The sequence below is a fragment of the Streptomyces kryoterrae genome (assembly GCF_054072135.1).
This window is the reverse complement of record NZ_CM133358.1, coordinates 3,701,580-3,726,148: the sequence shown is the minus strand read 5'-3', so window position 1 is coordinate 3,726,148 and position 24,569 is coordinate 3,701,580. Positions and strand designations below refer to the sequence as shown.

Below are 24,569 nucleotides of genomic sequence, written 5' to 3'. Positions count from 1 at the left end.
CCTTCCGCAACTGGCGCGAGCTGCGATTTACCGCGCGTCGGACGGCGCCGGACGGCGTGCGGGTACTGACCTGGACGTCCGCCCGGTCCTCGGGCCCTTCAGCCCGCTCCCTCAAGACCCGCACCCCCTCTTATGAAGGTGGACAACTCCCGCGCGAAACGCGAAGACACCGTCGTCTCCCGTCTGGCGGCCCGGGCCGTACACAGCACAGCGGCACATCACCTACCGCGTTGATCCAAGGAGGCGCCGACATGGCGGAAGCAACGAGCACACGGGCCGAAGTCCCTGACAGACCCGGCGGAGCCCTGGGCGTGGAGACCCGGTCCATCGACTGGATTCCCGACGCCGAACGGCACGGGAAGATCTGGCACCAAGGCCCCCTGTGGTTCCTGGGCAATTTCCAGTACTTCACCATCGCGCTGGGCTTCGTCGGCCCCTCGCTGGGACTGCCCCTGGGCCACACCATCCTCGCGGGGGTGCTCGGCATCGTCGTCGGCACCCTGTTCATGGCCTTCCACGCCTCGCAGGGCCCGGTCCTCGGGCTGCCCCAGATGATCCAGTCCCGGGCCCAGTTCGGCTACCGCGGCGTCGTCGTGGTCCTGATCGGCACCCTGTTCACCTACCTGGGTTTCAACGTCGCCGACCAGGTACTGCTCTCCGAGGGGCTGAACGGCGTATTCGGCTGGAGCCCCGGCTGGGTGGCCGCCGGCACCGCGCTGCTGGCAGTCCTGCTCGCGGTCTACGGGCACGACTGGCTGCACCGGGCCTTCCGCTGGCTGCTGTACGTCTCGCTGCCCCTGATGCTGCTGCTGACCGTGGGCGTACTGACCGGACAGGCCGGCGGGCACACCCCCAGCCAGCACCTGGCCTTCACCTGGGCGGCCTTCTTCGCCCAGTTCTCCGCCGCCGCCGCGTACAACATCACCTACGCGCCCTACGTCTCGGACTACTCGCGCTACCTGCCCCGCACGACCTCCGCCCGTGCGCTCATCGCCTCCGTGTTCTTCGGCGCCTCCGGCTCCGCGGTCTGGCTGATCGCCCTGGGCGCATGGCTGGCCATCCGGCTCGGCGCCGCGGACGGCCTGGTGGGCCTGCGCGACGCCGGCGACCACTTCATCCCCGGCCTGGGCGCGGCCGCCGCCGTGCTCTCCGCGCTCAGCCTCGTCGCCACCATGGGCATGAACGCCTACGGAGGCATGCTGACGGTGCTGACCGGTATCGACTCCGTCCGGAGCATCAGACCCGGCCGAACGGCACGCATCGTCACCGTCCTGGGGCTGGCCGCGCTGTGGTACACCGTCGGCTCGCTGATCACGGCGGACGCCGTGTCCACCATCTTCACCGCCCTCACCCTGATGCTGTACCTGCTCGTCCCATGGACGGCGACCAACCTCGTGGACTTCTTCCTGGTCCGGCGCGGGCACTACGCCATCACCGACCTCTTCACCCCCACCGGTGTCTACGGCGCCTGGGCCTGGCGCGGTCTGACCGCCTACGCGATCGGCTTCGCCGCCGAGATCCCGTTCATGGTCCTCCCCGACCTCGGCGGCTGGCACTACACCGGACCGGCCGCGCAGCAACTGGCCGGAACCGACGTCGCCTGGATCGTCGGACTGATCGTGTCCGCCCTGGCCTACCTGGTGGTCTCACGCTCACTGAACCTCAGCACGGAGACGGCCGCGACGACCCTCAGCGAACAGGAGCTGGCCGCACGCTGACACCGGACGTCAGCAGTCCGCCGGACGGCCCCGGCACCACGACCCGCCCGAACACCCTCGGAGTTGTCTTGCCGCGGGTCATTCCGGCAACGCGACCAGCCCCCCAGGCGCAGCGCACGACGGGCCCGCACCCCTCGTGCGTCGGAGCGCGGGTGAGGCGGCGCTGTGAAACGTGGTCACACCACATTCCTCGCCGACACCGTCACGCGTGCTTGGTGCCGGCCTCACTGCCGGTGAAGCCGCAGCGCTGGTGGCAACGAACATCCCGGCGGCCGCTGACCAGGCACGTCCGGCGCCGGCACGTCTCCCACCTCCTCAGGAACAGCCAGGGCCTCGGACGGTTCCTCCCGCGCGATGACCCGGCGCTCCAGCACCAATTTCGGCTTCACCGAGAGCGGCCAGGATCCGGTCCGCCTCCGCCTGAAGCTTCTCCGCGGCCACCCGGGCCACCCGCTCCCGCTCCTCCAGCAAGCCCTTCACCGATGACACCGACCGCCTCCACACCGCCCTCGACGAACAGAACGGTCCAAGCCTCCCTCGGCAACACCGAAACCATGCTTGACCAGCGGAAAGTCAGCGATCGCATCCGGAAGGCAACTCAGGAGCGGGGGTTCGGTGGGCGGCGCACTTGAGGAAGAAGCTTCGGTCAGGCCGCCGCGGGCACCCGCACCCGCGCCGCCGCCCGAGACCCCATCACCGTGACCGTCACCACGCCGAGCACCGCCAGCAACCCCATCGCCACCGTCCCCGACCAGCCACCCGCGTGGAACGCCACCGCTCCCAACGTACTGCCGGCGCTGGAGCCGATGTAGTACGCCGACTGATACAGCGCCGACGCCTGCGCACGCCCCTCCTTCGCCGTGTGGCTCACCGCCGACGACGCCACCGCGTGCCCCGCGAAGAACCCCGCCGTGATCAGCACCAGGCCCAGCAGAACCAGCGCCAGGGAGTCCGACAGGGACAGCAGCAGGCCTGTCGTCGTCGTACCGCCGGCCAGATACAGCGCGCCCCTGCGTCCCAGGCGGCCCACCAGCTTCCCCGCCGTCGACGCCGACACCGTACCCACCAGGTACACCAGGAAGACCGAGCCGACGATGCCCTGGGGCAGGCTGAAGGGCGCCTCCGTCAGGCGGTAACCGATCACCGTGTAGACCCCGCCGAACACCGTCATGAACAGCGCGCCGATCGCGTACAGCCGCCGCAGCAACGGGTTCGCCAGATGCGTACGGACCGTGCGCGCCAGCACCCGTGGCCGCAGCGAGCCCGTCCGGAAGTGACGCGGCGCGGGCAGCAGCAGCCGGAAGGCCACCGCGCAGCCCACCGCCACGACGCCGATCACGGCGACCGCGACCCGCCAGCCCCACTCCTGCGCGACCCAGCCCGTGATGACCCGGCCGCTCATCCCGCCCACGCTGTTGCCGGCCACGAACAGGCCGATCGCCGTGATCAGCGCCTTGGGGCGGACCTCTTCGGCCAGATACGCGGTCGCCGACGCCGGCAGCCCCGCCAGCGCGGCACCCTGCACCGCCCGCAGGGCGACCAGCGCGCCCAGTGACGGGGCGAAGGGCACCAGCAGCCCGACCGTCGCCGCCACGGCCAGCGACGCCGTCATCACCGTACGCCGCCCGAACCGTTCCGACAGCGCGCTCATCGGGAGGACGAACAGCGCCAGCGCACCGGTCGCCGCCGAGACCGTCCAGCTCGCGTCGCTCGCCGGCACCCCGAACTCGCCGGAGATCAACGGCAGCAGCGCCTGCGTGGAGTAGAGCAGGGCGAACGTCGCGACACCCGCGAGGAAGAGCGCGAAGCTCATCCGCCGGTAGCCGGGCCCACCCGGGGCCATCCGGGAGTCGACGACGGGAAGTGCGGGGCGGGAGGGAGGGGCGGCGGCCGTGATCACGGACGCCCCGGTACTGGCAGCAGGCATGCCTCGAAGTTACGTACGCCCCCGTTCATCCGTCCAATGCACGGAAACCCCATAATCGTTCCCATGGTGCATCAGCAGAGGTCAGCGGCCCGTCTGTCACCGTCCAGTGACACGGAAGACATTGTCACCGCGCTCGCCCCCCGTCTGTCCTACTTCGCCGGGGTCGCCCGCACGGAGCACGTCACCCGCGCCGCCCAGGAGATGCAGGTCCCGCAGTCGACGCTCTCCCGGGCGATGGTCCGCCTCGAACAGGACCTGGGTGTCGATCTCTTCGCGCGCCGCGGCCGTACCGTCTCCCTCACCCCCGCCGGCCGTACGTTCCTCGCCTCCGTCGAACGGGCCCTCGCCGAGATCGGGCGGGCCGCCGACGAGGTACGCGCCGACGCCGACCCCGCCACCGGCAAGGTCGCCTTCGGCTTCCTGCACACCATGGGCGCCGAGACCGTCCCCGGCCTGCTGCACGCCTTCCGCGCGGACCATCCACGCGTCCGCTTCACCCTCGTACAGAACTACGGCGAGGCCATGATCGAACGCCTGCGCTCCGGCGAACTGGACCTCTGCCTCACCTCGCCCGTCCCCGACGCCCCCGACCTGGTCGGCCGCCGCCTGGACGAACAGAAACTCCGTCTGGTCGTCCCCGCCGATCACCGTCTCGCCACCCGCAGACGGGTTCGCCTGGCCGAAGCGGCCGACGAAACCTTCGTCACCCTCGAACCCGGCTACGGCCTCCGCCGCATCACCGACGACCTGTGCCAGCAGGCCGGTTTCCGCCCCCGCATCGCCTTCGAGGGAGAGGAGGCGGAGACCCTGCGGGGCCTGGTGGCGGCCGGCTTGGGGGTGGCGCTGCTCCCGCCTCCGGCCGTTCCCCGCCCGGGAGTGGCAGAACTGACGGTGACCTCACCGAGAGCGGCCAGGGAGATCGGCGTGGCCTGGCTGGACGGCCACCCGGACACCCCGCCGGTGGCCGCGTTCAAGAAGTTCCTGCTGGCAAGAAAGGGCAACCTGCTGCCGTGAAGGGCGCGGACAGCCCCCACCCCGAGCACAACCGCGACCGCGCCCGCCGCGGACCTAACGCCGCAGAGACCCGCCGAACCCCGCCGCCAACGGCATCCTCAGCCCCAGCGGTGGCGGAGCCATCAGCGCGTCCTGCACGGGCCGGGAGAACCCCCGCCCGAACAGCGCCCCCATCACGAAGTCCTCCGCCAGCGCGTGCACTTCCCGCCGGTACTGATGCAACCCGTGTCCGTCCGCGTGCACTTCGAACCGGCAGATGTCCCGGTTCGCCTTCTTGGCGCGCGCCGCGAACCGGAACGACAGTTCGGGATCGGTCCGTTGGTCGTTCGTGCCGTGCACGATCAGCACCCGTCGCCCGGTCAGCTGCCGTACCGGTTCCGGCGGCGCCGCCACGTCCTCCTCGGGCAGCCAAGGGGCCAGCGCCAGTACGGAGTTGACGGCCTCGTGGTCCGCCGCGCGAAGCGCCGCCCGGCCGCCCATGTCGACACCGGCGAGGCACACGGAGACATCGCCGTACCGTCGTACGACCTCGTCGACGGCCCATCGCGCGTCGTGCGCGAGCTGCGCCTCGATGCCGTTCCAGCCGCGGTAGCGGTAGTGGACGACGTGCACGGCAAGCCCGTCCGTACGGCCCGCGCGGGCGAGCCGGCGGCCCAACGTCCGTACGGAGGCGGCGGCCAGCATGGGTGACGGTCTGCGGGTCGACACCTCGTCACCGGCGGGAAGCAGCAGGACCACGCCACTGACCGACGTCGGCTCCGGGCCCAGCGCCTTTCCGAGCCGGGCCTGTCGTACCGGCGTCACTTGGTGTGCCATCAGAGCCCTTTCGAGGGGACGCCCCGGCGTAGCGGGGTAGGGAATCGAATCTCCAACTGTTCTGACCTCAACTTTCCTCACGGATCTGCACTTTTGACCTGATCCGTGTATTGCAAAATGCTAGACATGTAGCGTCTGTATAGTGATCGCATGACCGTGGTGAGGAAGGTTCGCCGGTTCGCTGGTGGAGTGTCCAATCTCGGGCTCCACGTTGTGTGGTGCCCGAAGTACCGCCGCCCGGTCCTCGGCGGACGGGTCGCGGAACGCCTGGACGAGCTGATCCGGGCCAAGGCCGACGAGCGTGGGTGGGAGATCATCTCCCTTGAGGTGATGCCGGACCACGTCCACCTGTTCCTGAAGCACGACCCGAAGTCGTCGGCCTCGTACGTCGCCAACCAGTTCAAGGGCTTCACCTCCCGCGTTCTGCGCTTCGAGTTCCCGCACCTGAAGTCGCGGATGCCCACCTTGTGGTCGTCGTCGTACTTCGTGGCCTCCGTCGGCGCGGTCAGCGCGGACGCGCTGGAGGAGTACATCAGCACCCAGTGGGAACGCCCCTTGAAGAAGGACAACGAGGCCCGCTCTTGATGCGGGCCCACAAGTTTCGCCTGCGCCCCACCGTCCGGCAGGCGCAAGCCCTGTCCGAGATGCTGCGCGATCACTGTTCCCTCTACAACGGGGCCCTGCAGGAACGTCGCGCCGCCTACCGGCACGTCTCGAAGACGAGTGTCAAGTACGGTGACCAGTCCGTGCAGCTCAAGGAGATCCGGGCGTTCGATCCGGAGCGACAGGGGCGTTGGTCCTTCTCCAGCCAACAAGCCACCCTCCGTCGTCTCGACAAGGCGATGCAGGCGTTCTTCCGCCGGGTCAAGGCCGGACAGACGCCCGGGTACCCGCGTTTCAAGGGGGTGGGGCACTTCGACACGGTGGACTTCCCAAAGGACGGGGACGGCTGCCGGTGGGACTCCACCCCGCACGATGCGCAGACCCGCGTACGACTCCAGGGCGTCGGACACGTCCGCGTCCACCAGCACCGGCCCGTGCGGGGCAGGGTCAAGACGATTAGCGTCAAGCGGGAGGGCAAGCACTGGTACGTGGTGCTTGCCTGCGACGACGTACCCGTCGAACCGCTTGTGCCCACGGGGTCGGTCGTCGGGATCGACATGGGCGTCACGCACTTTCTCACCACCAGCAACGGTGAGCACGTCGCGAATCCGCGCTTCCTCGAAGCGTCCGCTGCCGAACTGGCCGAGGCCCAGCGCGTGCTGGCGACGTTCCCCAAGTGCACCCGCCGCCGTACCAAGAAGCACCGGACGGCAGCACGAAGGGTCGCCAGGCTGCACGCCAAGATCCGGCGACAGCGACTGGACCACCACCACAAGACCGCGAACGTCCTGGTCCGTGAAAACGACGTGATCGGGCACGAGCGGCTGAACACGGCGGGCATGACCCGCGCCCCCAAGGCCAAGCCCGACCCCGAGCAGCCCAGCCGCTTCCTGCCGAACGGCGCCGCCGCGAAAGCGGGCCTGAACCGCAGCATCCTCGACGCGGGTTGGGGTATCTTCCTGGCAATTCTGGCGAACAAGGCTGAAAGTGCCGGTCGCCGAGTGATCCCGGTCGATGCCCGCAACACCTCCCGCACCTGCCCGCCTTCCGTAGGAGGATGCGGGCACGTGAGTGCGGAGAACCGCCCCACCCAAGAAAAGTTTGAGTGCACCGAGTGCGGCTTCCTCGCGAACGCCGACCACGTAGGCGCCCTCAACGTACGCCACAGGGCCGGGCTGGCCCTCTGTGCGGAGGCTTAGCCGCCGACACAGGAAGCCCGCGACTTCAGTCGTGGGTGGAGTCACGACAGAACAGTGTCAGAAGCATCGGTGTACGCGACCCGTCCTCGCGGTCACCGTTACATATCGACGGAAACGTACAGGCGAAGAAAGGGAGAAGAGGAGGGAGGGAGAGCGGGCGATCTACGCGCGTAGGAGTTAGAGTGCGGAAATGACGAGCCAGAGTGACCGGACGACGAGCCAGACGAGTCGGAAGACGACCGGGAGCGCGAACGCGAGCGTGAGTTCCGGTCCCAGTCCCACCCCGGACCAGATCCGCCGCGCACCCAAGGTCCTGCTGCACGACCACCTCGACGGCGGCCTGCGCCCCGGCACGATCGTCGACCTGGCCCGCGACACGGGCTACACCCAACTGCCGCAGACCGACGCCGACAAGCTCGGCGCCTGGTTCCGCGACGCGGCCGACTCGGGTTCCCTGGAACGGTACTTGGAGACCTTCGCCCACACCTGCGCCGTCATGCAGACCCGCGACGCCCTCGTCCGGGTGGCCGCCGAGTGTGCCGAGGACCTCGCCGAGGACGGTGTCGTCTACGCCGAGGTGCGGTACGCGCCCGAGCAGCACCTGGAAGCCGGGCTCACGCTCGAAGAGGTCGTCGAGGCCGTCAACGAGGGTTTCCGGGAAGGTGAGCGGCGAGCCCGGGAGAACGGTCACCGCATCCGGGTCGGCGCCCTGCTCACGGCGATGCGGCACGCCGCGCGCTCGCTGGAGATCGCCGAACTGGCGAACCGGTACCGCGATCTTGGCGTCGTCGGGTTCGACATCGCCGGTGCCGAGGCCGGCTTCCCGCCCACCCGGCACCTCGACGCGTTCGAGTACCTCAAGCGGGAGAACAACCACTTCACCATCCACGCCGGCGAGGCCTTCGGGCTCCCCTCCATCTGGCAGGCCCTCCAGTGGTGCGGCGCCGACCGGCTCGGCCACGGTGTGCGCATCATCGACGACATCCAGGTCCAGGACGACGGCTCGGTGAAACTCGGCCGCCTGGCCTCCTATGTACGGGACAAGCGCATCCCCCTCGAACTGTGCCCCAGCTCCAACCTCCAGACCGGCGCCGTCGCCTCCTACGCCGAGCACCCCATCGGACTGCTGCGCAAGCTGCACTTCCGCGCGACCGTGAACACCGACAACCGGCTGATGTCGGGCACCGGGATGAGCCGGGAATTCGAGCATCTTGTCGAAGCATTCGCTTATACGCTCGACGACCTGCAATGGTTCTCGGTCAATGCTATGAAGTCAGCATTCATTCCTTTCGATGAACGACTAGCGATGATCAATGACGTCATCAAGCCCGGATACGCCGAGCTGAAATCCGAATGGCTGTTCAGGCAGACCGTTTCCACCAGCGGTTCTGTCGATACGCAGGGCTGATCCAGAGGTCCGGGAAGCGGTCGGGTCGGTGCGACCCGGCCGCTTTTCGATGTTTGCGGCGGGCGGCTTCTCGTGTTTACGGTCATGAACCGCTCACATCCCCGTCTCGCATTCAAGGACGCATTCACTATGAAGCAGTCTGCTGCCAAGACCCTCGGTGTCGCCGCTCTCGGTGCCGCCTTCGCCGCGGCGGGTGCGGGTGCCGCCAACGCAGCCCCGGCCCTTCCCGCCCTCCCGGACTCCGCCGCGCTGGGCTCCGTGACCCAGACGCTGCCCGTGGAGAACGCGTCGAAGGCGCTGCCGGGTGCCGCCGAGGCCGTGGCCCAGGGGCAGAGTGCGCTCGGCGCGGGCGTGGCCGCCGCGCAGCCTGCCGTCACGAAGGTGCTGTCCGAGGGCCCGACCGCGCCGGTCTCCGGTCTGCTCGGCGGTCTCCCGCTGCAGGGCCTGCCCACCCACGGGCTCCCGCTGAACGGCATTCCGCTCGGCTGACCCACCCCGTGAACGCGCCGATGGGGCGCACCCCTTCTTCAGGGGTGCGCCCCATCGGCGTACAGGCGGGTCGTCAGGGTCGGCTACCAGGCGGCGTGGGCCTTGTTCTCGTACTTCTCGGAGGGCAGCAGGATCCACATGGCTATGTAGAGCAGGAACTGCGGTCCGGGCAGCAGACACGAGACCACGAAGATCACGCGCATCGTCGTCGCGGAGGTGCCGAAGCGCCGTGCCAGCGCGGCACACACTCCGCCGATCATGCGGCCGTTGGTGGGGCGGGCAAGGGCGGTCATGGCGTCTCCTGAGTGAGTACGGTGACGGGGACCGGCTGTTCCGGTCGCCTCATCTGCGTTCTGTACTCGACATTACGGACACACGGCGGACGAAGCGTCGCTCTACGGGGCGATCCCGACCCTGGGAATCGTCGGGGTCCTACCCTGAGTCGCGTCCTCCGTACGGACGGCCGCCCGGCGCCTGCGGTCGCTCCTGCGGCGGAGCCAGGACCGTACGGCGGGCACCACGGCGACATACGCGAGGCCCACGCCCACCGTGTTCAGGAGCAGTGAGTCGACGTCCACGACCTGACCGGGCACGCCGGTCTGCAACAGCTCGATGCCCAGCGAGATCATGGCACCGGCCATGACCGTACGGACGAGCGAGGCGAGCGGGGAGACATCGAGGCGTCCGCCCGCCATCGGCAGCAGCACACCCAGCGGAGCCAGCAGGGCCAGCCCCTCCACGATGCGCCGGACCGCGTCCTGCCAGCCGAGGGTCAGATCGGCCCGTATGCCCGCGAAGGGCTGCAGGTTGGCGGGCAGTTGCCACGGGACGTCCAGCGGACGCAGCGTGATCCAGGCGACGAGCGCGAGATGGGCGACGAGGAGAACACCTCCCGCCGCACGGATGCGATTCGCGGCACTTTCGCCGCCCGAGCCATGACGCTGCACGCCCCCCAAGACGCGGCCATCGGCACGATCGGTTCCGGGATGCCCCCGTTCAGGCGAGTGAGGCATGTGCCACACGGGAGCCGGGGCCCCGCCAGGACAGGCCTAGCCGCCGTCCACACCGGACGACGGGGGCACCTGGGCCCCCGGCCGGGAGCGGACTTCCGGGGTGCACGCGTACCGGCGCAGCGGGTCGCTGTCCGGGCCGCCCAGGACGACGGAGCCGTCTCCCTCGGCCGCGGCCGAGTCGGAGAACGTACAGACGATCTGGGCGAGGGCGTACGACGCGAGGTCGGCCGGGGACGTGCTCAGACGCAGGGTGTCCTTGGGGTCCTTCGGGCCCGGGCCGCGCACGCTCATCCCGCCGCGTACGTCGGTCGTGTAGCGGGCCTCGGTCTCGCGCGCCGTCGGAGTCCGGGCCAGCTCGTCCAGCAGCCCCTGGGCCACCAGGACGCGCCGCTCCGCCTCCGCCGTACCGTCGGGGACGCGCACCGCGCGGTCGACGGTCACCAGCTGGGAGGAGCACAGGAGGAACACCTGGACCGGGACGCCCGCGGACGTCTCCGCGACGTCCGGCGTGGCGGGCGTAGTGGGCGTGGAGACGTCCGAGAGGGAGCACGGGACGCGGGAGGGCGCCGGACCGAAGTCCGTCGGGACCTCCGTGGCCCGGATCCCGCACCCGGCGAGCAGCACGGCGAGCGCCCCGAGCAGGGGGACGGCCGGCCAGCGGCGTACGCCCTGTACACCCCGTACGCCTTGTACGTTCGTCACGCGCTCTCCCCGTCGCCGTTCGCGCCGTCCGGCTCGGCCGGTGTCTCCGTCAGTGCCGACGGGTCCCTGGGCAGCCGCAGGGTGAACACCGCGCCGCCCTTGGGCGAGTTGGCGGCGGTGATCTCACCGCCGTGGATGTGGGCGTTCTCCAGGGCGATGGACAGGCCCAGGCCGCTGCCCTCGGAGCGGGGGCGGGAGGCGCTCGCCTTGTAGAAGCGGTCGAAGACGTGCGGCAGGACGTCCTCGGGGATGCCCGGACCGTTGTCCCGCACCTCGATCAGCAGCTCGCCGCCGTCGCCGTCGGACGCGCACACCGACACCCGTACCGGCGAGCCGCCGTGCTTGAGGGCGTTGCCGATGAGGTTGGCCAGGATGACGTCCAGGCGGCGGGGGTCGAGCAGGGACATGATGCCGCGCTCGGCGTCCAGTTCGACCGCGTCCAGCCAGGCGCGGGCGTCGATGCAGGCCGTGATCTGGTCGGCGATGTCGACGTTGTCGAGGACCAGCCGGGCGGTGCCCGCGTCGAAGCGGGTGACCTCCATCAGGTTCTCCACCAGGGAGTTGAGCCGCCGCGTCTCGCTCACCACCAGCTTCACCGCCGGTTCGATCATCGGGTCGATGCTGCCGGTCTCCGCGTCCAGTTCCTCTTCGAGGATCTCCGTCACGGCGGTGATCGCGGTGAGCGGCGTACGCAGCTCGTGGGACATGTCCGCCACGAACCGCCGCGAGGCGTCCTCCCGGGCGCTCATGTCGGCGACCCGTGTCTCCAGGGCCTCCGCCGTGTGGTTGAACGTCCGGGCGAGGTCGGCCAGTTCGTCCGTCCCGGACACCCGCAGCCGGGTGTCCAGCTTCCCCTCGCCGAGCCGCCGGGCCGCGATACCGAGGCGCTGCACTGGCTTCAGCACGGTCGTCGCGGCGGCCTGTGCGAGCAGCGCCGAGCCGACCAGCGCGAGGCCGGTGGCGATGCCCAGCGACCAGGCCAGCGAGTTGAGGTCCTTCTCCTCGGGCTCCAGCGACTTCAGCATGTAGCCGGCCGGACCGCCGCCGATCACCTTCGTGCCCGCGACCAGGTACGGCTTGTCGCCGTTGATGATCCGCTGCCAGTACAGGTGGTACGGGGACTTGTTGTTCGAGGTGATCGCCTGCTGCTTTCCGACCGCCGTACGCAGCGACTCGGGCACGTCCGCCAGCGAGAAGGGGTCCAGCGCCCCGGAGTTGCCGACGACCGTCCGCCCGCTCTCGTCCTCGGCGACCAGCAGCACACTGAAGCGCTGGCTGCTGGCGGCCATCTGGCCCGCCGTGTGCTGGAGTTCGTCCTGCGTGGGGTGGGGGGACAGTACGCCCGCGCGGTTCTGCATCTCCTGCTGGAAGTCGCGCAGCACCGCGTCCTGCGTACGCGTGAGCACGGCCTCGCGGTTGAGCCAGTACGCGATCCCGGAGGCCGACACGGCCGCCGTCAGCGCCACCAGGCCGAAGACCACGACGAGCCGCAGCCGCAGGCTGGTGAAGCGCAGTCCGGAAAGTATCGCCCTGCGCGCCACGGCCCAGCCACGGAGCTTGTCCTGCGGTCTGCTCACTGAGGCGAGTCCAGCCGGTAGCCGACCCCGCGGACGGTACGGATCAACGTCGGCGACGAGGGCACGTCCTCGACCTTGGCGCGCAGCCGCTGCACACACGCGTCCACCAGCCGCGAGTCGCCCAGGTAGTCGTGCTCCCAGACCAGCCGCAGCAACTGCTGGCGGGACAGCGCCTGACCGGGCCGCCGGCTCAGCTCCAGGAGCAGCCGCAGCTCGGTGGGCGTCAGCTGCAGATCCTCGCCGTTCTTCGTCACCGTCATCGCCGACCGGTCGATGACCAGCGAACCGAAGGTCGCCGAGTCGCTGGACTCCCGCTCCCCGCGCCGCAGCACGGCCCGGATACGGGCGTCGAGCACCCGCCCCTGCACCGGTTTGACGACATAGTCGTCGGCGCCGGACTCCAGCCCGACGACCACGTCGATGTCGTCGCTGCGCGCGGTGAGCAGAATGATCGGCAGCTGGTCCGTGCGCCGGATGCGCCGGCACACCTCGAATCCGTCGATGCCGGGCAGCATCACATCCAGGACGATCAGATCAGGCCGCTGCTCACGCAGCAGCTTCAGACCGTCCTCACCGGTGGCAGCGGTGGCGACCCGGTGGCCCTGGCGGGTCAAAGACAGCTCCAGGGCCGTACGGATGGCGTCGTCGTCCTCGATCAGCAACAGGGAAGGCACGGATGCATTCTGGCCCATGGCATGGCCGGGCTGCGACTGTCAGGTGCTTGTCGGGCGATTTCGGGGTGTCGACGGGCCTTTACCGGGCCACTCTGTGACCTTCCTGTGTTGTTGGCCGTCCTGTTCCTGAGAAGTGCCCCTGTTGCACGCCTGTGACAGTCGGCGGACACCGTCATGAAGTGGCGTGGGCAAGCTTCTCGGCACAGGCAAGGGAGCACATCGGACCGGGCCGAAGACGGTAAGTCCACGACGGGGGGCGCGAGATGAGCACGCTGCACAGCACAAGCGCGAACGCAGTGATCACGCGTCTGCACGACGTCACCAGGACCACCGAGAAGTCCGGTGCCGTGAACGGACGGGGGTGCGTTCGCGGCACCGGGCGTCAGCACACCACGTACATGTCGGTGGTTGACGCACACACGGGGGGAAGCGGCGGCGCCGCCACGAAAGAGGCGGGGCTTACGGGGGCCGCGTACAGGGAGTCCACGGGGGAGCGTCGTTCGCTGTCGGAGGCGGAGTTCACCGCCTACGTCCAGGAGCGCCGCGCCTCCCTGTACGCAACCGCCTACCACCTCACCGGCGACCGCTTCGAGGCCGAGGACCTGCTCCAGAGCGCGTTGTTCTCGACGTACCGGGCATGGGACCGGATCAGTGACAAGGCCGCGGTCGGCGGGTACCTCCGCCGGACGATGACCAACCTGCACATCAGCGCGTGGCGCCGCCGCAAGCTGAACGAGTACCCGACCGAGGAACTGCCGGAGACGGCCGGCGACACGGACGCGATGCGCGGCACGGAACTGCGCGCGGTCCTGTGGCAGGCGCTCGCCCGGCTCCCCGAACTCCAGCGGACGATGCTGGTCCTTCGTTACTACGAGGGCCGCACGGACCCGGAGATCGCGGAGATCCTCGACATCAGTGTCGGCACGGTGAAGTCCAGCATCTGGCGGTCGCTCCGCCGGATGCGTGAGGACGAGGTCCTCAGCTTCGGCCGTGACGAGGAGGAATCCTTCGGGGAGCTTGTCGCCTGAGGGTGTGGGGGAAGCACCGCTCGGGGGAGCGGTGAACGGGGGAAGCACGGGGGAGCCACCGGGGCTGGGGGGCCGCGGGGGTGGCACCACACGGGGGAAAGCACAAAAGAAGCGGGACTGGAGGGCCGGGGGGTCCTTCCGGTCCCGCTTTTCGTGTGCGTACGCGCATGTGTGCGTACGTGCGTTTCGTGTACGTGTGTTGCGTGGGCGCGAGTGCGGGGTGAGTGCGCGGGTCAGGCCGCCGTGCTCGTCTGTGTGCGGCGGCCGGCCGCGGCGTCCGCCAGTCTGCCCATCGCCTCGTCCCGGTCGCACGCGTGGGCGCCCAGGGCCGTCTGGCGGGCCACGATGGAACGCTCGGCTCGCATCAGCCGCCAGCCGCGGCGCACCAGGAACGGCACCGACTTGCGACCCTCGCGCAGATCCCGCAGGAAGCGCCGGCGGAATGTCCGAGCCGGCCCCCGGCTCAGACAGAGCGCGTCCGCGAGGACGCCCTCCTCCCGGCAGCGCGCGACGATCTCGGCGGCGAAGATGCCCTCCGCGATGAACAGGGGGGTCCGGCCGATCTCGACGCTCTCCTCGCCCGTGCGCTCGCTCAGCGAGATGTCGTACACCGGGACGTTCGTACGACCCGTGCGGCACAGCTCGGTGATCGCGGTGACCGCCGTGTCCGCGTCCCACGACCGGGGGTGGTCCCAGTCGATGTCGGTGCTTCCCAGGACCTGCGGCAGTGTCGGGTCGGCGCCCTCCTTGTAGAAGTCGTCGAGCCGCAGCACCGGGAGACCGGAGCGGGCCGCGAGGAGGGACTTGCCGGAGCCTGAAGGGCCGCAGAGCAGCACGACTCGCGTGGGTGTGGGCGGGTGGGAGGTCACGAGACACCAGTGTGAGGCATCGGGCGCCCACCTGCCGACCCCGCGGGTCGGCTTTGAAAGCTGCGTCACACGTCAACTACCCTACGTGTCTATCCGATTACCCGGCGCACCAGAAGGCGGCCACCAGTCATGGCACGACGTACGTCCACCCAGAACCAGACCGCTCAGCGCGCCCTGATCGCCCTCGCGGCCACCGGCGCCGCCCTGGGGGCGGGCGCCGCGACGGCCTCCGCCGCCGAGGGCGGACCCGCGGTGGACGTCGTTCGCACCAACCCCACCACCTCGCTGGGGAACATCGACCCCCAGTCGGGCCTCGCGGCGCTCACCGGCTCGGTCGGTTATGTCACGGGGGCGGTCCAGGGCCTCAAGCCCAACCCCCTCGCCGGTACGGGCGTCGACCCGCTCGACAACGGCGTGGGCACCCAGCTCGCCGACTTCCAGCCCCTGACCTCCCAGGCCCTGACCGGCCCGGTCGCGCAGGCGCAGTCCATCGGCAGCATCCCGGTGCTGGGGCAGGCCGCGGGGCTGCTGGGCGGCTGAACGCCCGCCCGGCGACAGAAGAAGAGGGCCGCGCCTCCCCGGACGGTGGGAGGCGCGGCCCTCGGCTTCAGCGGCAGCGGCCGTCGGTCAGTTTGTCGGTCAGGCTGTCCGTCAGTACGAGGAACCCGACGCGCCCAGGGAACCCGTCGGGTGCCAGACCGTCTTCGTCTCCAGGAAGGCGGTCATGCGTTCCGTGCCAGGTGTGGCGAACCACTGTGCGTTGTCCACAGTCTGTGGACGGAGAACGCGCTTGAGGTTGTCGGCCGCCGCGATCTCCAGCTCCTTCGCGAGGACCTCGTCCGCGCCCGCCAGGTCGATCGCGTTGACGTCCTGGTGCGCGGCCAGGGACGGGGTGATCTCCGCCGTACGGCCGGAGAGGATGTTGACGACTCCGCCGGGTACGTCCGAGGTGGCCAGGACCTCGCCGAGGGAGAGCGCGGGAAGCGGGGACCTCTCGCTGGCGACCACGATCGCCGTGTTGCCGGTGGCGATCACCGGGGCGAGCACCGACACCAGGCCCAGGAACGACGACTCCTGGGGGGCGAGGACGACGACCACGCCGGTCGGCTCGGGGGAGGAGAGGTTGAAGTACGGTCCCGCGACCGGGTTTCCGCCGCCGACGACCTGGGCGATCTTGTCCGTCCAGCCCGCGTACCAGACCCAGCGGTCGATCGCCGCGTCCACCTGTGCGGTGGCCTTCGGCTTCGACAGGCTCTCCGCCTCGGCGACCTCCCGGACGAACTGCTCCTTGCGGCCCTCCAGCATCTCGGCGACGCGGTAGAGGATCTGACCGCGGTTGTACGCCGTGGCCCCGGCCCAGCCGCCGAACGCCTTGCGCGCGGCGACGACCGCGTCACGGGCGTCCTTGCGGGAGGACAGGGGCGCGTTCGCCACCCAGTTGCCCTTCGCGTCGCTCACCTCGTACACCCGGCCGCTCTCGGAACGCGGGAACTTCCCGCCCACGTACAGCTTGTAGGTCTTGAAGACGGACAGACGTGCGTCCGGCCGTGTGTCCACTCGGGGGTCAGACATCGAGGTACGCCTCCAGGCCGTGGCGACCGCCCTCGCGGCCGAAGCCCGACTCCTTGTAGCCGCCGAACGGCGAGGTGGGGTCGAACTTGTTGAACGTGTTGGACCAGACGACGCCGGCGCGCAGCTTGTTGGCCACGGCGAGGATCCGCGAACCCTTCTCCGTCCAGATGCCCGCCGACAGGCCGTACTGGGTGTTGTTGGCCTTGGCGACGGCCTCGTCCGGGGTGCGGAAGGTGAGGACCGAGAGCACCGGGCCGAAGATCTCGTCGCGGGCGATGGTGTGCGCCTGGGTGACGTTCGTGAAGAGCGTCGGGGCGAACCAGTAGCCGGAGGAGGGGAGTTCGCAGGCCGGGGACCAGCGCTCGGCGCCCTCCGCCTCGCCCGCCGCGACGAGCGAGGTGATGCGGGCGAGCTGCTCGGCGGAGTTGATCGCGCCGATGTCGGTGTTCTTGTCCAGCGGGTCGCCGAGGCGGAGCGTGGAGAGACGGCGCTTGAGCGAGTCGAGCAACTCGTCCTGGATCGACTCCTGTACGAGGAGCCGGGAGCCCGCGCAGCAGACCTGGCCCTGGTTGAAGAAGATGCCGGTGACGATGCCCTCGACGGCCTGGTCGATGGGCGCGTCGTCGAAGACGATGTTCGCGCCCTTGCCGCCCAGTTCGAGGGTGAGCTTCTTGCGGGTGCCGGCGACGGTGCGCGCGATCTCCTTGCCGACGGCCGTCGACCCGGTGAACGCGACCTTGTTGACGTCCGGGTGCGCGACGAGCGCGGCTCCCGTGTCGCCGTACCCGGGAAGGATGTTGACGACGCCCTTGGGCAGGCCCGCCTGACGGCAGATGTCCGCGAAGAACAACGCCGACAGCGGAGTGGTCTCCGCGGGCTTCAGGACGACCGTGTTGCCGGTCGCCAGGGCCGGGGCGATCTTCCAGGCCAGCATCAGGAGCGGGAAGTTCCAGGGGATGACCTGGCCCGCGACGCCCAGCGGCTTCGGGTTCGCGCCGAAGCCGGCGTGGCCGAGCTTGTCGGCCCAGCCCGCGTAGTAGAAGAAGTGCGCGGCGACCAGCGGGAGATCCGCGTCGCGCGTCTCCTTGATGGGCTTGCCGTTGTCCAGGGTCTCCAGGACGGCCAGCTCGCGGGAGCGCTCCTGGATGATGCGGGCGATGCGGAAGAGGTACTTGGCGCGCTCGGAGCCCGGGAGCGCCGACCACTTCTCGAAGGCCTTGCGGGCGGCCTTCACCGCGCGCTCGACGTCCGCCTCGCCCGCCTGGGCGACCTCGGCGAGGACCTCCTCGGTGGAGGGGGAGACGGTCTTGAAGACCCTGCCCTCGGCGGCCTCGGTGAACTCGCCGTCGATGAACAGGCCGTAGGAGGGGGCGATGTCGACGACGGCGCGGGACTCGGGCGCCGGTGCGTACTCGAATGCGGATGACCGCTTCTCGATGGTCATGGTGATCAGTCCACCGTCACGTAGTCGGGGCCGGAGTAGCGGCCGGTGGCCAGCTTCTGGCGCTGCATCAGCAGGTCGTTGAGCAGCGAGGAGGCGCCGAAGCGGAACCAGTGGTTGTCGAGCCAGTCCTCGCCCACGGTCTCGTTGACCACGACCAGGAACTTCACCGCGTCCTTGGTGGTACGGATACCACCGGCCGGCTTCACGCCCACCTGGATGCCGGTCTGCGCGCGGAAGTCGCGTACGGCCTCCAGCATCAGGAGGGTGTTCGAGGGCGTCGCGTTCACCGCCACCTTGCCGGTGGACGTCTTGATGAAATCGGCCCCGGCGATCATGCCGAGCCAGGAGGCGCGCCGGATGTTGTCGTACGTCGACAGCTCGCCGGTCTCGAAGATGACCTTGAGCCGGGCGGACGCCCCGCAGGCCTCCTTCACGGCGACGATCTCCTCGTACACCTTCAGGTAGTGGCCCGCGAGGAAGGCGCCGCGGTCGATGACCATGTCGATCTCGTCGGCGCCGGCGGCGACGGCGTCACGCACGTCGGCCAGCTTCACGCCGAGGGCGGCGCGGCCGGCGGGGAACGCGGTGGCGACGGAGGCGACCTTGACGGTGGACCCGGCGACGGCCTCCTTCGCGACGGCCACCATGTCGGGGTAGACACAGACGGCGGCCGTGGCGGGGGCCGTGCGGTCGGTCGGGTCGGGGCGGACCGCCTTGGCGCCGAGCGACCGGACCTTGCCGGGGGTGTCCGCGCCCTCCAGCGTCGTCAGGTCGACCATCGAGATGGCCAGGTCGATGGCGTACGCCTTGGCGGTCGTCTTGATGGAACGCGTGCCGAGGGAGGCGGCGCGCGCCTCCAGGCCGACCGCGTCGACGCCGGGCAGCCCGTGAAGGTAGCGGCGCAGTGTGCTGTCGGACGCGGTCACGTCCTTGAGCGGGAGTGCGGTGGATGCAGTGGTGGGCATGGTCACAAGCCGAGCATATCTACGCGCGTAGCGGCTGTACAGCCCGGGAAATCGCCGAGCCGGGGTTTGTTTCGCCCCCGCCGCCCCTACCCGTCCCGTCCCGTCCCGTCCCCAGGAGCTGTGCCCCTGGACCCCCCTTCGCGCTGAAGGCGCTCGTCCTCAAACGCCGGACGGGCCGGAACAGGCCGGACGGGCTGGAATAGGCGGTGTTCGGCGCGTCGGGCAGAATCGGGGGCATGACGACCCCGGACCACCCGTCGCCCGTGCAGGGCCCTACGCAGCCAGAGTCTCCCGACCGGGTCTACCGGTCGACCTCCGCCCTCGTGGCCGGAGCGCTGCTGCTCGGGATCGCGGCCTGGCTCGGCGGTGACGCGCTGTTCGTCGGCCACGGGCGGATCCCGTGGCTGGCGCTCGCCACGCTGCTCCTCGTCGTACCGCTGGTGATCGCCTTCACGCTGCGGCCCGTCGTGCTGGCCAATGACCACCGGCTGCGCGTGCGCAACCCGTTCCGGACCGTCGTGCTGCCCTGGGGCGCCGTCGCCGGGTTCCGGTCGGGCTTCTCGAACGAGGTCGTCGTCGAGTCCGGTGCGAAGTACCAGCTCTGGGCCGTCCCCGTCTCGCTGCGTGCCCGCAAGCGGGCCAACCGGGCCATGATGCGCCAGACCCGCGAGGCCGGGGGCACCGCCGGACGGACGCCCCTGGTGCCGTCCGGTCCGACCCGCGCCCAGACCGACCAGATCATGGACGACCTGGGCCGGCTGCGGGAGGCCCGGGGGGAGGCGGCCACCTCACAGGGCGAGGTCACCGTGAAATGGGCGTACGAGATCATGGCGCCCGCTGCCGCTGGTGCGGTTCTGCTGGCGATTCTGCTCGCGGTCGGCTGACCCGCGTGGCCTTCCCCGACGAGTCGTTGCGGCTGCCCTCCGCCTCCATACCCGACGGCTGCCGCGACTGGACCACCGTCCGCGCGGCGGGCTGGTCGGCCGCGCTGCCACCGCGCTGGACCTTCCTCCGGGTACGCCGCTCCATCGCGGCCGGCCTCGCCACCCTGGTGCTGTGCGTGGGTGCCCTGGTGGCCATGGCCGGCGGTCTGTGGCCGTTCGTCGCCGCCGGGTTCGCGGTGTACGTGCTGTGGGTGCTCGCCCGGCCCGAGCTCGTGTGGGTCGGCGCGCCTCTGCTGCTGCTCGCCCTCGCCGCGGAGGCCTCCGCGAAGTCGTGGGCGCTGACCGGCTTCGGAGTGGTGGTCGTGGTCGGCTCCTGGGCTGTCGTGGCCGTGCGGCTGCGGGCGCGCGGTGAGCAGCTGGAGCGGGCCGTGGCGGCTGCCGGGGGCGTCGCCGTGCCCGTGCCTGGCTCCGACGTTCCCGTACGGCGCGGGCGGTTGCTGTTCGCGCTGGGGTTCCTCGTGCTCGGGCTCGGTGTGCTGACCGGGAGCACCGCCGGTCTCTGGGGCTCGGCCGAGGACCAGGAGGGCGCCTGGGTCGTCACCGTCTTCCTGGCCGGCCTCGGGGTGACCGCGCTGGCCTCGGCATGGCTCGGCCGGCAGCGGGCGGGCGCGCTGCGCGGGGCTCCGGTGCCGGTGCTGCGCGTCCTCGTCCGGGACGACGCGCAGGGCGGTACGGAGGTGTACGCCGCCGACGACCTCGGCGCCGAGCGGCCCCTGTTCACCGTCGACCTCACCTCCTTCGACGAGGACGACGAGGAAGAGGAAGAGGACGAGGGCGAGGGCGACGGGGTTGCGGAGGACCAGGCCGGCGGGGACGGTGACGACGAGCTTCGGCGGGTGCTTCTCGGTCTTGACGACGACACCCTCGGGCCGGTCCGGGAAGCCGTTCTCTACGGCGCTCCCTTCGACGGCGCCGAGGTGCTCGTCGTCAGCGCCGACGAGGATCCCGAGCAGCCGCCGCTGACGGAGTGGTCGGCGGGGCCGGTCCGGCCGCTGTCGCCGGACGCGAGTCGCAGACGCGTGGCCCGGCACCGCGAACACGCCGTCGACAGTCTCCGACTGGAGCTTCAGGGGCGGGAGTTGGCCGGGCAGCAGGAGGCGGTCGGCAAGGTACGGCGATGGCGGGCGGGGTGGCTGGACTGGCTGGGCACCGTGCTTCCCGTGTTGTGGGGCCTGTGGCTGGCCCTGGACTGGATCTACGAGCCCGGCCACTCGACGTGGCAGCTGGTGTTCCTCCTCCTGCTCGGGCTGTTCGGCGCGGCCAACGTCTCCATGAAGCTCGCCTGGCGCGTCACGGCCGACCGGTCCGGCATCTGGATCAACGGGCTGCGCGGGACCCGACATGTGCCCTGGGACGATCTCCGTTTCGTACGCCGCCGGTCGCTGGAACTGAAGATCGACTGGCAGGACGGCGCCTGGTCGGTCTTCGCGCCCCGTTGGGGCCGGCTCCAGCGACGCCGGGGGCTGACCCATCCGTACGACGCCCTGGCCGCCGAACTGACCGCCATGCGCCTCGACGCCGACCTGCGGCCGACCGGCGAGAGCGACGCGACGGAACGGGGACGGCCGCTCTGGCCGCTGGCCGCGGTGCTGGCGGCGGCGTGGGTGGTGGCGTTGGTGGCGGCGCGCTGAGACGGGGCAGATCATGGACGACCCGGCCGGCTGGGGGAGGCGCGGGAGAAGGCGGTCGCCTCACCGGGCGAGGTGACCGTGAAACGGGCGTACGACATCACGGCGCCGGGCCGCCCCTGCGGGGAACCCGGCGCAGCTCGTACGGGAGTCAGCCCACCACGTTGACGAAGGTGGCCGGGGAGGCCGCGGCCGCGGTGGTGGCCGTACCGGCGTAGGACCAGCGGTAGTAGCCGTCGGCGTACGCGCGGACGGTGGTGGAGAGGGTGCCGTCCGCGGCGGTCCGGACGGTCTTGAGGGCGCAGTAGGCGCTGCTGCCCCGCGGGCGGAACTCCAGGGTCGCGGGCAGGCCGGCCTCGGCGGCGACGGACGTGCCGGTCGTCCAGTCCGCGTGGGTCACACCGCCCGTGACGGTGAGGTTGCGGCCCCACTTCACCGGCTTGGGGGTGGTGTCGACGCTCACCTCGGTGGCGCGCAGCATGGTGAACGAGGCCGCGTCGTCCCGGAACACGGCGTCGCTGTCGGCCGCGATCGCGTAGGCGCTGACGCTCCAGCCGCCGGCCAGCGAGCCGGCGGCCGGGACCGTGCCCGGGGTGAGGGCGAAGGTCAGGGTGCAGGTGGTCGTCGTGGCGGACGTCGGACCGCAGGCGGCCGCCGGGGCCACGCTGCTGTCCGGAGCGCTGAAGGAGCCGTGGTAGAGCCTGGCGCTGATCTGTTCGAGACCCGCCGGGTCGGCCGCGGTGACCTCGACGGTGACGGTTCTCGCACCGGTGCCGACCACGACGGGGGCGCCGTCGTTGACGACCACACCGGTGATCTCGGTGTCACCGAACTGCTCGTCCGCGTGTGCGGCCGGCACGGCGAGGGCGGTCAGGGCCACGACGCCACAGGCTGCGGCGACGCTTGAGTTCATACGCATGCGAATTCCCCAATGTGAATGCCACGGCCTGTCAATTTCCCACCGGCAGGCCCGAATTGACGTGTGCAGCGTACTCGTTGACCGGAGATTTCGGAACGTTTCCGTATGCGGTTCAAACAGGCCCGTAATTTCCTGGGGAAGGGAATGCGGGTGAATATCTGGTGAGCCGGTTGCGTGGAAAGCCGAAGGGGAAATTCGATTCAAATTTCAGCGGACCTGGCGACCACCTACGCGTACCGTGCCTCGTCAGGGCGGGGCGCTTCGCCCTATGGTGATCCGGTGGTCCGGCGTGTGAACGAGGGGCAACTTCCGGGTGAAACATCCCCCATGAGTGGATCACGTTCCTCTCTTGTCTCAGTAACCTGCGGATGCCGCATGACCGACGAACCAGCGTCGACTCATGCGGCTTCCTGATATGGGGAAACAGGAGTGGGGATGGATGGCGACAAGAATGGGGGGCGCGGCCGCACCGGGCACGCGCTGTCACATAGACATAGGTGCAGATGGCACTTACTCGTGGCGGCTGACCGCCACGAACGGGCGGGTGATCGCCGTGGCCGCAAGGGCGTACCGGGACTACGAGGAGTGCCGTGCCGCCTTCGATCGAATGTGTACCGACATCGGGGGGTTACCGGGCGCGGTGCACCACACGACGGGGGGCAGTGGATGGGTCTGGCGGTTGCGTGATCGCACGGGGGGTGCGGTGGCCGTGTCCGCGCGCTCTTACGAGCGTCACTCGACCTGCCAGGCCGCTTATGAGCGGTTCCGGATGCTGTTGGCCGCACTCGGGTCGGGTGGGGTGATTTCGTGGGACGACGCCGGCTGAGAGGGCCGGGCTGACGGCTCGGACGGTTTGCGTCAATTCGCGGTAAGTGGATATTTCGTACCAAGGGGTCGAGGCCCGCCATGCCGGCGAGCGTCGGCCCTTATTTGTTTCTTGTCGCCGCGTTCACGTCGACATTGGAAGTTGCCTGGCGGGAGCACCTCGTTCACATGCGCGTGAGCGGGTGTCCATGACGCCTCAGGAGTGTCGTCCTGTGTGACGACTCGAATCTTTGAGCGACCTATGGCTCCGGCGGACGACCCGCCGAGACGCCTGCACCCCGACAGGGGTGTGCCCGACCGCGTGTTCAGGGGCATTCTGCGCGGCGGTGGCGGCCTGGTCCTCGCGATCATGCTGCTGGTCGGTGGCTTTCTGACGTACCGGGCCTGGCAGGCGCTGTCGCTCGCGAAGTGGGACTTCGTCACCACCGAGGTGTGGGAGCCCGAAGGGGGCAAGTTCGGGATCGCGGCGGTGCTCGTCGGGACGGTGCTGATCGCCATGGTCGCGATCCTGTTCGCCGTACCGCTGGCGCTCGGCACCGCGCTCTACATCTCCGAGTACGCGCCGCCGAGGATCCGCCAGACCCTGGTCAGTGTCGTCGACCTGATGGCCGCCGTGCCGTCGGTCGTCTACGGACTGTGGGGCCTGTTCTACTTCCAGGGGCATGTGCTCACCCTGTCGCGCTGGATCTCGACCTACTTCGGGTGGATCCCGCTCTTCAAGGTCGACGGCACCGACCCGGCAGACCCGCTCGCCACGGCCACGGTCTACACCTCCTCCACCTTCATCGCGGGCATGGTCGTGTCCTTGATGGTCGCGCCGATCATCTGCTCGGTGGTCCGTGAGGTGTTCTCGCAGGCCCCGGTCGGAGAACGGGAGGGGGCGTACGCCCTCGGCGCCAACCGCTGGGGCATGATCCGCAGCGTCGTCCTGCCCTTCGGCAAGGGCGGAATGATCGGCGGCACCATGCTGGGCCTGGGCCGGGCGCTCGGCGAGACCATCGCAGTGGTCCTGATCATCTCGCCGGTGTTCGTGATCCAGCCGCACATCCTGCAGAACGGCACCAGCTCGGTCTCGTCCCTGATCGCCCTGCGCTACGGCGAGGCGTCCCCCCTGGGCATGTCGGCGCTGATGGCCGCAGGCCTCGCGCTCTTCCTGATGACCCTCGTCGTCAACTTCGCCGCTTCGTCGATCGTCGCCCGCAGCCGTTCCGGCGCGACGAGCGACTCCTGAGGAG

At 70.1% G+C, this 24,569-nt stretch carries 23 protein-coding genes; 11 read left to right on the top strand and 12 right to left on the bottom strand.

The window, feature by feature from the left end:
* Positions 1-251 precede the first annotated feature (251 nt).
* The gene (locus ACW4TU_RS15775; RefSeq protein WP_457428453.1) at positions 252-1,718 is read left to right on the top strand and encodes a purine-cytosine permease family protein; all 1,467 of its coding nucleotides are present in this window, start codon (positions 252-254) and stop codon (positions 1,716-1,718) included.
* Positions 1,719-2,364: 646 nt separating this feature from the next.
* Here the strand turns inward: ACW4TU_RS15775 and ACW4TU_RS15770 are convergent.
* On the bottom strand, positions 2,365-3,645 hold the full coding sequence (locus ACW4TU_RS15770; RefSeq protein WP_457428452.1) for an MFS transporter: 1,281 nt from the start codon (positions 3,643-3,645) through the stop codon (positions 2,365-2,367).
* A gap of 63 nt (positions 3,646-3,708) precedes the next feature.
* Here ACW4TU_RS15770 and ACW4TU_RS15765 point away from each other — a divergent pair, with 63 nt between their 5' ends.
* On the top strand, positions 3,709-4,659 hold the full coding sequence (locus tag ACW4TU_RS15765; RefSeq protein ID WP_457428451.1) for a LysR family transcriptional regulator: 951 nt from the start codon (positions 3,709-3,711) through the stop codon (positions 4,657-4,659).
* A gap of 54 nt (positions 4,660-4,713) precedes the next feature.
* Here ACW4TU_RS15765 and ACW4TU_RS15760 read toward each other — a convergent pair whose 3' ends face one another.
* Positions 4,714-5,475, bottom strand: a complete 762-nt coding sequence (locus tag ACW4TU_RS15760; RefSeq protein ID WP_457428450.1) for a prolyl oligopeptidase family serine peptidase — start codon at positions 5,473-5,475, stop codon at positions 4,714-4,716.
* A 150-nt stretch (positions 5,476-5,625) separates the two neighbouring features.
* Here ACW4TU_RS15760 and tnpA point away from each other — a divergent pair, with 150 nt between their 5' ends.
* From tnpA to ACW4TU_RS15740, 4 genes are all read left to right on the top strand, one after another.
* On the top strand, positions 5,626-6,060 hold the full coding sequence (gene tnpA / locus ACW4TU_RS15755; protein ID WP_457428449.1) for an IS200/IS605 family transposase: 435 nt from the start codon (positions 5,626-5,628) through the stop codon (positions 6,058-6,060).
* On the top strand, positions 6,057-7,277 hold the full coding sequence (locus tag ACW4TU_RS15750; protein WP_457428448.1) for an RNA-guided endonuclease InsQ/TnpB family protein: 1,221 nt from the start codon (positions 6,057-6,059) through the stop codon (positions 7,275-7,277). Before tnpA ends, ACW4TU_RS15750 begins: the two co-directional genes overlap by 4 nt.
* Before the next feature lie 190 nt (positions 7,278-7,467).
* Positions 7,468-8,685, top strand: a complete 1,218-nt coding sequence (locus ACW4TU_RS15745; RefSeq protein WP_457428447.1) for an adenosine deaminase — start codon at positions 7,468-7,470, stop codon at positions 8,683-8,685.
* 129 nt (positions 8,686-8,814) lie between these two features.
* Positions 8,815-9,174 carry an ATP-binding protein gene (locus ACW4TU_RS15740; protein ID WP_457428446.1) on the top strand — a complete coding sequence of 120 codons (360 nt, stop codon included), beginning with the start codon at positions 8,815-8,817 and terminating at the stop codon, positions 9,172-9,174.
* 83 nt (positions 9,175-9,257) lie between these two features.
* Here ACW4TU_RS15740 and ACW4TU_RS15735 read toward each other — a convergent pair whose 3' ends face one another.
* The 5 genes from ACW4TU_RS15735 to afsQ1 all read right to left on the bottom strand — a co-directional run bounded on the left by ACW4TU_RS15735 (position 9,258) and on the right by afsQ1 (position 13,140).
* On the bottom strand, positions 9,258-9,467 hold the full coding sequence (locus tag ACW4TU_RS15735; protein WP_457428445.1) for a PspC domain-containing protein: 210 nt from the start codon (positions 9,465-9,467) through the stop codon (positions 9,258-9,260).
* Between the two features lie 102 nt (positions 9,468-9,569).
* Positions 9,570-10,121 carry a VanZ family protein gene (locus tag ACW4TU_RS15730; protein ID WP_457428444.1) on the bottom strand — a complete coding sequence of 184 codons (552 nt, stop codon included), beginning with the start codon at positions 10,119-10,121 and terminating at the stop codon, positions 9,570-9,572.
* Between the two features lie 102 nt (positions 10,122-10,223).
* Positions 10,224-10,889 carry a hypothetical protein gene (locus ACW4TU_RS15725; protein ID WP_457428443.1) on the bottom strand — a complete coding sequence of 222 codons (666 nt, stop codon included), beginning with the start codon at positions 10,887-10,889 and terminating at the stop codon, positions 10,224-10,226.
* On the bottom strand, positions 10,886-12,466 hold the full coding sequence (locus ACW4TU_RS15720; protein WP_457428442.1) for an ATP-binding protein: 1,581 nt from the start codon (positions 12,464-12,466) through the stop codon (positions 10,886-10,888). The genes ACW4TU_RS15725 and ACW4TU_RS15720 overlap by 4 nt, the downstream gene beginning before the upstream one ends.
* On the bottom strand, positions 12,463-13,140 hold the full coding sequence (gene afsQ1 / locus ACW4TU_RS15715; protein ID WP_189150343.1) for a two-component system response regulator AfsQ1: 678 nt from the start codon (positions 13,138-13,140) through the stop codon (positions 12,463-12,465). Before afsQ1 ends, ACW4TU_RS15720 begins: the two co-directional genes overlap by 4 nt.
* 263 nt (positions 13,141-13,403) lie before the next feature.
* Here afsQ1 and ACW4TU_RS15710 point away from each other — a divergent pair, with 263 nt between their 5' ends.
* A complete protein-coding gene (locus ACW4TU_RS15710; RefSeq protein ID WP_457428441.1) occupies positions 13,404-14,168 on the top strand; it encodes a SigE family RNA polymerase sigma factor in 765 nt (254 codons plus the stop codon).
* Positions 14,169-14,401: 233 nt separating this feature from the next.
* Here the strand turns inward: ACW4TU_RS15710 and ACW4TU_RS15705 are convergent, their stop codons facing one another.
* Positions 14,402-15,106 (bottom strand): uridine kinase family protein, encoded by a 705-nt coding sequence (locus ACW4TU_RS15705; RefSeq protein ID WP_457428440.1) that lies wholly within the window; start codon positions 15,104-15,106, stop codon positions 14,402-14,404.
* A gap of 60 nt (positions 15,107-15,166) precedes the next feature.
* On the opposite strand from ACW4TU_RS15705, the gene ACW4TU_RS15700 reads away from it, so the two are divergent.
* On the top strand, positions 15,167-15,577 hold the full coding sequence (locus ACW4TU_RS15700) for a hypothetical protein (RefSeq protein WP_457428439.1): 411 nt from the start codon (positions 15,167-15,169) through the stop codon (positions 15,575-15,577).
* A 111-nt stretch (positions 15,578-15,688) separates the two neighbouring features.
* Here ACW4TU_RS15700 and ACW4TU_RS15695 read toward each other — a convergent pair whose 3' ends face one another.
* The 3 genes from ACW4TU_RS15695 to deoC are packed head-to-tail and all read right to left on the bottom strand — an operon-like array spanning position 15,689 to position 19,018.
* Positions 15,689-16,609, bottom strand: coding sequence for an aldehyde dehydrogenase family protein (locus ACW4TU_RS15695; RefSeq protein WP_457428438.1), 921 nt, complete (start codon positions 16,607-16,609; stop codon positions 15,689-15,691).
* Positions 16,602-18,053: an aldehyde dehydrogenase family protein gene (locus tag ACW4TU_RS15690; protein ID WP_457428437.1), complete on the bottom strand. Its 1,452-nt coding sequence runs from the start codon at positions 18,051-18,053 to the stop codon at positions 16,602-16,604. The genes ACW4TU_RS15695 and ACW4TU_RS15690 overlap by 8 nt, the downstream gene beginning before the upstream one ends.
* Before the next feature lie 5 nt (positions 18,054-18,058).
* Positions 18,059-19,018 carry a deoxyribose-phosphate aldolase gene (gene deoC, locus ACW4TU_RS15685; RefSeq protein WP_457428436.1) on the bottom strand — a complete coding sequence of 320 codons (960 nt, stop codon included), beginning with the start codon at positions 19,016-19,018 and terminating at the stop codon, positions 18,059-18,061.
* Between the two features lie 236 nt (positions 19,019-19,254).
* On the opposite strand from deoC, the gene ACW4TU_RS15680 reads away from it, so the two are divergent.
* Both ACW4TU_RS15680 and ACW4TU_RS15675 read left to right on the top strand, forming a co-directional pair.
* A complete protein-coding gene (locus tag ACW4TU_RS15680; RefSeq protein WP_457428435.1) occupies positions 19,255-19,902 on the top strand; it encodes a PH domain-containing protein in 648 nt (215 codons plus the stop codon).
* Between the two features lie 5 nt (positions 19,903-19,907).
* Complete coding sequence (locus ACW4TU_RS15675; RefSeq protein WP_457428434.1) at positions 19,908-21,593, top strand: hypothetical protein; 1,686 nt, start codon at positions 19,908-19,910, stop codon at positions 21,591-21,593.
* 148 nt (positions 21,594-21,741) lie between these two features.
* Here ACW4TU_RS15675 and ACW4TU_RS15670 read toward each other — a convergent pair whose 3' ends face one another.
* Positions 21,742-22,509 carry a calcium-binding protein gene (locus ACW4TU_RS15670; RefSeq protein ID WP_457428433.1) on the bottom strand — a complete coding sequence of 256 codons (768 nt, stop codon included), beginning with the start codon at positions 22,507-22,509 and terminating at the stop codon, positions 21,742-21,744.
* A gap of 1,126 nt (positions 22,510-23,635) precedes the next feature.
* On the opposite strand from ACW4TU_RS15670, the gene pstC reads away from it, so the two are divergent.
* Positions 23,636-24,565, top strand: coding sequence for a phosphate ABC transporter permease subunit PstC (pstC, locus tag ACW4TU_RS15665; RefSeq protein WP_457428432.1), 930 nt, complete (start codon positions 23,636-23,638; stop codon positions 24,563-24,565).
* The last annotated feature ends 4 nt before the right edge of the window (positions 24,566-24,569 follow it).